8 protein-coding genes and 1 pseudogene are annotated in these 8,086 nt (G+C 69.9%); all 9 read right to left on the bottom strand.

Annotated features, from left to right (window positions below; all coding sequences use genetic code 11):
* Positions 1–1,482 (bottom strand): annotated as a pseudogene (locus tag ACGG9C_RS01580) (DNA/RNA helicase); the annotation flags it as partial.
* Positions 1,483–1,514: 32 nt separating this feature from the next.
* Positions 1,515–1,925, bottom strand: a complete 411-nt coding sequence (gene nusB, locus ACGG9C_RS01575; protein ID WP_071043487.1) for a transcription antitermination factor NusB — start codon at positions 1,923–1,925, stop codon at positions 1,515–1,517.
* Between the two features lie 6 nt (positions 1,926–1,931).
* On the bottom strand, positions 1,932–2,492 hold the full coding sequence (gene efp / locus ACGG9C_RS01570) for an elongation factor P (RefSeq protein ID WP_071043486.1): 561 nt from the start codon (positions 2,490–2,492) through the stop codon (positions 1,932–1,934).
* A gap of 91 nt (positions 2,493–2,583) precedes the next feature.
* Complete coding sequence (gene aroQ / locus ACGG9C_RS01565) at positions 2,584–3,051, bottom strand: type II 3-dehydroquinate dehydratase (RefSeq protein ID WP_071043485.1); 468 nt, start codon at positions 3,049–3,051, stop codon at positions 2,584–2,586.
* Complete coding sequence (gene aroB / locus ACGG9C_RS01560) at positions 3,048–4,124, bottom strand: 3-dehydroquinate synthase (protein ID WP_071043484.1); 1,077 nt, start codon at positions 4,122–4,124, stop codon at positions 3,048–3,050. The genes aroQ and aroB overlap by 4 nt, the downstream gene beginning before the upstream one ends.
* Positions 4,121–4,633: a shikimate kinase gene (locus tag ACGG9C_RS01555; protein ID WP_071043483.1), complete on the bottom strand. Its 513-nt coding sequence runs from the start codon at positions 4,631–4,633 to the stop codon at positions 4,121–4,123. Before ACGG9C_RS01555 ends, aroB begins: the two co-directional genes overlap by 4 nt.
* Positions 4,630–5,847, bottom strand: coding sequence for a chorismate synthase (gene aroC, locus ACGG9C_RS01550; protein ID WP_071043482.1), 1,218 nt, complete (start codon positions 5,845–5,847; stop codon positions 4,630–4,632). The genes ACGG9C_RS01555 and aroC overlap by 4 nt, the downstream gene beginning before the upstream one ends.
* 4 nt (positions 5,848–5,851) lie before the next feature.
* Positions 5,852–6,709, bottom strand: a complete 858-nt coding sequence (locus ACGG9C_RS01545) for a shikimate dehydrogenase (RefSeq protein ID WP_336510672.1) — start codon at positions 6,707–6,709, stop codon at positions 5,852–5,854.
* Positions 6,679–7,884, bottom strand: coding sequence for an endolytic transglycosylase MltG (mltG, locus tag ACGG9C_RS01540; RefSeq protein ID WP_390178134.1), 1,206 nt, complete (start codon positions 7,882–7,884; stop codon positions 6,679–6,681). The genes ACGG9C_RS01545 and mltG overlap by 31 nt, the downstream gene beginning before the upstream one ends.
* Positions 7,885–8,086: the final 202 nt, after the last annotated feature.

Raw genomic sequence — 8,086 nt, 5'->3', positions numbered from 1 at the left:
AGCGGCCTCGGATTCGTCGGCGAGATCCTCGAAGTCGCTCCAGAGGGCGAGCTGATATCGGGAGATCTTCGGCCCCGTCTCCCACTCGGACATCTCCACCGCCTCGTCGATGAGGTCCCGCAGGCGATCCAGCGCGGGATGACGGAGCGAGAAGTACGCGCCGTCGGCGAGCATCATCTTGGAACGTCGCAGCGCGAGGGCCGTGAAGAGGGGTGTGAAGGGGATGCGACGTCCGTCGATCGTGACCTGGACGCCCAGGTCGAACCAGTCCGGATCGGTCGAGTCGACGGTGCTGATCCGAATGCGCGGATCGCCCGAGAGTTCGCGGTGTCGCCCGGCGTCACCCATGACCTCCACGCGCACGCCCTCGATCTCACGCAGGGCCGGCAGCAGCCGCGTGGTGAACTCCGCCGCTTCGACATCGCGGAACTCGGCCTGTGCCGCCGGGACGACATCGGTCACCGCGCCCCACGCCGTCGCGAGCGCGGCGCGCACCTGCGCTTCGAACGAGATGTCGCGCTCCGGGTCGTCGGGAACGCTCGCGAAGCCCCGTGGCGGCCGCCCCGGGTAGATCCACGCGCACGCGACGACGATACGATCGACGGATCGCGCGTCGACACGAACGCGGAGTTGGGGCGGACGTGGAGGAGGCACCTCGACGCCGGCTCCGGCGTGCACCGGAAGGCGGCGCGCGATGAGCGGCGCGTGGTCGCGGAGGAACTCGCCCGCCTCCGCCGGCGGCACGTGCACAGAGCCACCGTCGGTGAGGAGACGACGTGTCACGTCGTCGAGGTGCGCGGGCGCCAGCACGAGGAGAGGGGCGCCGTCGATCACACGGTAGCCGTAGAGACCGGAGGCCGCCACGGCGCGGATGGCTTCGCCCGTGAAGGACTCCCCGTCGATCGAGATGTCGGCGCACAGCCGCAGGCCGCCGTCTTCGACGCGTTCGATGCGCAGGGCGGCAGCCGTCTGCCGCGCGAGCATCACCCGGCGATCTGCGGCCGTCCCGACGAGCGGGATGCCGAGGTCATCCGCCGAGGCCAGGTGCGGCCACAGCAGGCCGGATTCGATCGTGTCCAGCACCAGCCACTCCCCGAGATCGGAGTAGGTGGCGAGGGTACGCACCTCCCGCGCGATGCTGTGAAGCTCGGCGAACCACCTCGCCTGGACCGCCGACCACGGTCCCCCCGGTCGTCGGAGCGATTCCCAGCTCACGTCGCCGCGGATCCACGATCCGGCCGCCGCGCCACGAACGGCCGGCCGAAGGCCGACCGCGACGTCGTTCGCGCGTCGCAGCAGGCCTCCGGCGGTGGCCGGCTCGAGTCTGCTCGGTCCCCACTGCCCCGTCCGAGTGCGCAGCTTCAGGTCGACGAACAGAGCCAGCCGGGTCCCGTCCGAGATCTCGTCCGCGGGCGCGACGACCCTTCGCCAGTTCGACCCGGGCTGTTCCCCGGCAGGCGACGGTTCGACGGCGGAGGACACCGCATCATCCTCTCCCGAGGCACGGACACCGGTCAGGACGAACGGGCCACCCGCGCGAGGATGCCGTGGACGAAGGATCCGGAGTCGTCGGTGGAGTACTCCTTCGCCAGCTCGACGGCTTCGTCGATCGCCACGGCCGTGGGCACCTCGTCGTTGTAGAGGATCTCCCACACGCCGATGCGCAGAAGGGCCCGGTCGACGGCGGGCATGCGCGCCAGCGACCAGTCGCGCGCGTGCGTCGTGATCTGCTCGTCGATCTCGTCGCGGTTGTCGATGATGCCGTCGACGATGTCACGCGCATACAGCCACGACGACTCTCGAGCCGGCTCATTCGCGGCTCGACGCGCTTCCACGGCGAGCATCGCGGGCAGGTCGTCTCCGCGGACATCGCTCTGGAACAGGATGTCCAGCGCGCGCTTGCGGGCTTTGGTGCGTGCGCTCATCCGCGATCAGTTCACGCGGCCCAGGTAGTCACCCGTGCGGGTGTCCACCTTGACCTTCGTGCCGGTTTCGAGGAACAGCGGCACCTGGATCTCGTATCCGGTCTCCACCGTGGCGGCCTTCGTGCCCGCCGAGGAGCGGTCGCCTTGCAGACCGGGCTCGGTGTAGGTGATCTCGAGCACGACCGAGGCGGGCAGGTCGAGATACAGCGGCGTGCCGTCGTGCAGTGCGATGGTGACCTGCTGGTTCTCCAGCATGAAGTTGGCCGCGTCACCGACCGTCGCGGCGGGCACGTTGATCTGGTCGTAGTCGGCCATGTCCATGAACACGAAGCTCTCGCCGTCGTTGTAGAGGTACGTGTAGTCCCGGCGATCGACGTTCTGGATATCGATCTTCGCGCCCGCGTTGTAGGTGCGGTCCACGACCTTTCCCGAGACGACGTTCTTCAGCTTGGTCCGCACGAACGCGCCGCCCTTGCCGGGCTTGACGTGCTGGAACTCGACCACGCTCCAGAGCTGTCCGTCGATGCTGAGCACGACGCCGTTCTTGATGTCTGCGGTGGATGCCATGAGGAGGAGAGTCCGTTCGTTGAGAGGTCGCGGGGCGCGCGGGGCGCTGGTCCGACGTTCGATTCTAGAGGATGGCGGCGCGCGGCGCCGGTCAGCCGTCCGCCTGGCCGGCGATCACGGCGATCAGGCGGCGCACGGCGGTGGCGTATCCATCCACACCTTCGCCGATCACGTGGATCACGGCGACATCGGCGACATAGGAGTGGTGGCGGAAGGGCTCGCGGGTGCGCACGTCGGAGATGTGCACCTCGGCGACCGGCAGGGCGACGCCGGAGAGCGCGTCGCGCAGGACGATGGAGGTGTGGGTGAGTCCGCCGGGGTTGATGACGATTCCGGCGCAGTCCTCCCGCGCGTCGTGGATGGCGTCGATCAGCACGCCCTCGTGATTGCTCTGCACCGCGCGCACCTCGAAACCCGATTCGGCCGCGGCGTCGGCGGCGAGCCGTTCGGCGTCGGCGAGCGTCGCGGAGCCGTAGATCTCAGGTTCGCGGGTGCCGAGCAGGTTGAGGTTCGGTCCGTTCACGATCAGAAGGCGGCGGGCGCGTCCGGCTGCGCTCATTCGCCGACCTCCTGGTAGGCGGCGAACAGCAGCGACTCGTCCGGCGCCTGCAGCACGGTGGGCTTCGCGATGTCATCCAGCACGATGAAGCGCAGCATCCCGGCGCGGCTCTTCTTGTCCCGCTGCATCGTCGCCAGCAGCTGGCTCCAGGCGCCGGCGCGATAGCTCATGGGCAGACCGAGGGAACCGAGGATGTCGCGGTGACGCTGCACCGCGGCATCCGGGAGTCGCCCGGCCAGACGGGACAGCTCGGCGGCGAACACCATGCCGACCGATATCGCGGCGCCGTGGCGCCACCGGTAGCGCTCGGCGTGCTCGATCGCATGACCGACGGTGTGACCGTAGTTGAGGATCTCGCGCAGTCCAGCTTCGCGCAGATCGCTCGATACGACGCGCGCCTTCATCTCGATCGCCAGTTCGATCGTGCGCCGAAAGGCCGCGCTGCCGGGGTCGACGACCGCCCGGGGGTCTGCCTCGATCAGGTCCAGGATCTCCGGTGCCCAGATGAAGCCCGCCTTGACGACCTCGGCGTACCCTGCGACCCGTTCGTGCTCGGACAGCGACTCCAGTAGATCGAGATCGCACAACACCGCGTGCGGTGGCCAGAAGGCGCCGACGAGATTCTTGCCTTCGGCGGTGTTGACGCCCGTCTTGCCGCCCACGGCCGCATCGACCATGCCGAGCACGGTGGTCGGCACCTGCACGACGGGCACGCCTCGCAGCCAGGTGGCCGCGACGAAGCCCGCGAGATCCGTGACCGCTCCCCCGCCGAACCCCACGACGGCGTCGGTGCGGGTGAAGTCCGCCTGCCCGAGCACCTGCCAGCAGAACGCCGCCACCTCGATCCGCTTGCCCTGTTCGGCGTCGGGGATCTCGGCCAGCAGAACCTCACGATCGCCCATGAGCTGCCCGCGGAGCCGCTCCGCCTGCGCGGCGAGCGTCGGCGGGTGCACGATCAGCACCTTGCGGGCAGCGGAGGGCAGGGTCTCGCCGAGCCGGGACAGCACCCCGCGCCCCACGGTCACGTCGTACCCGGCGTCGCCGGACACGGAGATCGTCGTCACATCGCTCATTCGTTTTCCTCCTCGCGCGCCCATGTCACGATCGCGTCCACGACATGCTGCAACGGCCCGTGCGACGTGTCGAAGGTGCGATCGGCGAGCTGCCGATAGACCGGTTCCCGTTCGCGAAAGATCTGCTCCCAGCGCGCCAGCGCGTCGTCGCCGCCGAGCAGCGGCCGGTCGGTGCCCGCCACGCGCGCCGCGACCACGCGGGGCTCCACCGTCAGCAGCGCGACGCGATGACGTGTGAGGTCGCGCTGCGTGTCGGGGTTCAGCACCGCGCCGCCGCCGAGCGAGACGACGCCGCCGCGCGCAAGTCCGGTGGCGACGGCCTCCCGCTCCCATGCGCGGAACGCGGGCTCGCCGTGCTCCGCGAAGATCGTGTCCATGGGCCCGTGCTCACGGACGACGGCGATGTCGCTGTCGTAGAAGCGTCGTCCGAGAGCCTTCGCCACCCGGCGACCGACGCTCGTCTTGCCGGCGCCCATCGGACCGATGAGCACGAGGGCGCAGCGCGTCATACGTCCAGCAGCGCGCCGTCGCTGACCGCGGTCGTGCGAAGCGTCGCGGGGATCGCCGCGACGAAGGCCTGCAGGTTCCGGCGCGTCTCGGCCACGCTGTCGCCGCCGAACTTCTCCAGAACCGATTCGGCCAGCACGATCGCCACCATCGCCTCCGCGACCACGCCCGCTGCCGGAACCGCGCACACGTCGGAGCGCTGATGGTGAGCCGACGCCGTGTCGCCCGTGCTCACATCCACCGTGCGCAGCGCGCGCGGAACCGTGGCGATGGGCTTCATGCCGGCCCGCACCCGCAGGGCGGTCCCTGTGGACATGCCGCCCTCGGTCCCTCCGGCCCGGTCGCTCGACCGCGTGATGCCGTCATCGGCGACGAAGAGCTCGTCGTGCGCCTGCGAGCCGCGCCGGCGCGTGGTCTCGAACCCGTCGCCGACCTCGACGCCCTTGATGGCCTGGATGCTCATCAGGGCCTGGGCCAGCTTCGCATCGAGCTTCCGGTCCCACTGCACGTGGGAGCCGAGCCCCGGGGGAAGCCCGTAGGCGAGCACCTCCACGATGCCGCCCAGGGTGTCGCCGTCCTTCTTGGCGGCGTCGACTTCCTCGACCATCCGTCGGCTCGTCTCGGCGTCGAAGCACCTCAGCGGATCGGCGTCGAGGGCCTCGACGTCATCGGGTCCGGGCACCGGAGCGTCCTCGGGCACGCGAACGGGGCCGATCGAGAGGGTATGGCTGACGAGCCGGATGCCGAGCTCGGACAGGAACGACCGGGCGACGGCTCCGAGCGCGACGCGTGCGGCGGTCTCGCGGGCGCTCGCCCGCTCCAGGATCGGCCGGGCCTCGTCGAAGCCGTACTTCTGCATGCCGACGAGGTCGGCGTGCCCCGGGCGAGGGCGCGTGAGGGCCGCACCGCGGCCGCGGGAGCGCTCGGTGAGCTCGACCGGTTCGGCGCTCATCACCTCGACCCACTTCGGCCACTCGGTGTTGCCGATCCGGAGCGCGATGGGGGATCCGAGACTGAGCCCGTGCCGCACTCCCGCGGAGATGTTCAGCTCGTCCGCCTCGAATTTCATGCGAGAGCCGCGTCCGTAGCCGAGTTTGCGGCGGGCGAGATCGGTCTGGATCGCATCACGGGAGATGGGGACGCCGGCGGGGAGTCCTTCCATCATCGCGACGAGTTCGGGGCCGTGCGATTCGCCGGCCGTGAGCACGCGGAGCATGCGACTAGTCTCCCACGACCGCGCGCCGCATCGCGGCGACCACGACCGGTTCGTCGGGGAGCACCGCCTCGGGATCGCCGTCGCGGAAGATGCGGACCTGCCGAACCGCCTGGTGCAGCAGCATCCCGCGTCCGGAGTGGGCGGGGAGGTCGGCGTCCTGCCACGCGCGTGCCAGGGCGGTCGGCCACTGACCGTACACGGCGTCGAAGAGCGTGCCTCCGGTCGCGGCCAGGCGCGCTGCCGGCGCCGCATCGACGACGGCGCCGCCGGGCAGCGTCGCCACCGTCAGCGGCACGTCCCCGTCGGGGTCGTCCAGGGGTCCCGGACGCACCCGCACGCCGACGCGATCACCGAGCTCGACCATCGGCGCAACGGATTGCGGTCGCCGTGCGAGCACCTCGACCCGCTCGACGCCGGCATCGCTCAGGGCCACCAGCGCCGACGTCGCAGTCGCCCCCGCGCCGATGATCCGAGCATGATCGACGCCGCCGCACCCGACCTCTGCCAGCGCGGCGACGATTCCGCCGATGTCGGTGTTGAAGCCGACCGGGCCCGACGCCTCGAGCAGATATGTGTTCACCGCACCGGTGAGGCGCGCTCCGCGGTCGACCCGGTCCGCAGCGGCGAACGCCACCTGCTTCAGCGGCATCGTCAGCGACAGTCCTCGCCAGGTCGCGTCCAGCGACGCGACCGCGGCAGCGAATCCGGCGTCATCGACTCGGCATCGGTCGTACTCCCACGCCAGCCCGAGCGCGTCGTAGGCCGCACGGTGCATCTGCGGCGATCGACTGTGCGCGATCGGATCGCCCCATACGGCCAGGCGGTGTGCGGTCAGCACCCCGAGTCCGGGTTCTCGCTGCACCAGGCCCGCCACTGATCAACCGCGGCGAGATGATCGGCGTACGTGTTGGTGAAGACCGTCTCACCGGTGTCCAGATTGACCGTCACGAAGTACAGCCACGGGCCTTCCGCGGGATGCATGGCGGCGTCGATCGCGACGTCGCCGGGGTTGGCGATGGGACCGATCGGCAGCCCGGGGTGGACATAGGTGTTCCACGGGTTGTCGTCGGTCAGCGCCTCCTCCGACGAGCTGACGGTCCCGTCGTCCTCACCGATCCCGTATTGCGCCGTCGAATCCATCTCGAGCCGACCGAAGGTCTCCTGGTTGTCCGGAGCGAGACGGTTCTGAATCACTCGCGACACCTTGTAGAAGTCCTCCTCCTCGCGGGCTTCGCGCTGAATGATCGAGGCGATGGTGAGGATCTCCTCGCGATCGGCCTCGGGCACCCCGGCGGTGTCCAGCGAGGCGACGGTCCGGTCCACCATCGTCTGGATGACCTCGGTCGCCGAGGTGTCGGGGTCGAATGTGTACATCGCCGGAAACAGCCAGCCCTCCAGGCTGTCCGCGGAGACACCGTACTGCGAAGGATCGGCGATGGCCGCCTCGAAGTCCTCCAGCGGGATGCCCGTTCCCTCCGCGAGGAGCGGGAGCGACTGATCCACCGTCAGCCCTTCGGGCAGGAGTGCGGAGTTCTCGAGCTTGTTCTCGGGGTTCTCGAGCGCCTCGAGGGCCGCCTCAGAGGTCATCATCTGCTGCAACTGGTAGACACCCGGATAAAACGTCGGGTTCTGGCCGGTGTCCACGAGCATGTCGTAGAACGCATCGGGTGTCTTCGTCACGCCCGCGTCGTAGAGCGTTTGGGAGATCGGCCCGCCGGTGTCGCCGGTCGAGATCGTGACGAGCGCTTCGCCGGTGGCCATGCCCGGCTCGTAGTCCGCCGGCTCCTGCCACCCCATCACGTCGCGGATCTGCTCTTCGTAGGTCGTCCAGACGTAGTAGCCGGTTCCCGCCAGGCCGCCGAGGAGCACCAGGACGACGCCGAAAGCGATCCATCCTCCGATCCGGCGACGGCGCCTGTTCGGCGGCGGTGGTGTGGATCCGAAGTCTTCCGTGCTCCCCTTGCCCGCGAAGAGATCGTCGAGAGTCTCCCGGGGCGCCGGGGCATTCGTGGGAGCCTGTTTCGGAGGCTCTGCCACCGCCGACGGGGCCTGCGATGGCTGCGGAGTGCCCGACTGCCGGGCTGCCGCCTCGCGAGCGGCACGACGAGAGGTGGGCGGAGGAGACGTCGGTTCCGACGGTGAGTCCGGGGTGGCGCGGGATGGGTCAGGCGCCGTCGCGAGGTCATCCGCGCCCGCCGCGGACTCGCGTCGACGCGGGTCGGGAAGCTTGTCGAACAGG

Origin of the sequence: Microbacterium sp. MTN4-26 (genome assembly GCF_042846595.1) — a bacterium.
Classification (GTDB): Bacteria; Actinomycetota; Actinomycetes; order Actinomycetales; family Microbacteriaceae; genus Microbacterium; species Microbacterium luteum.
Note: the sequence above shows the minus strand (reverse complement) of the source record. Positions and strands in the feature narration are given on the sequence as shown.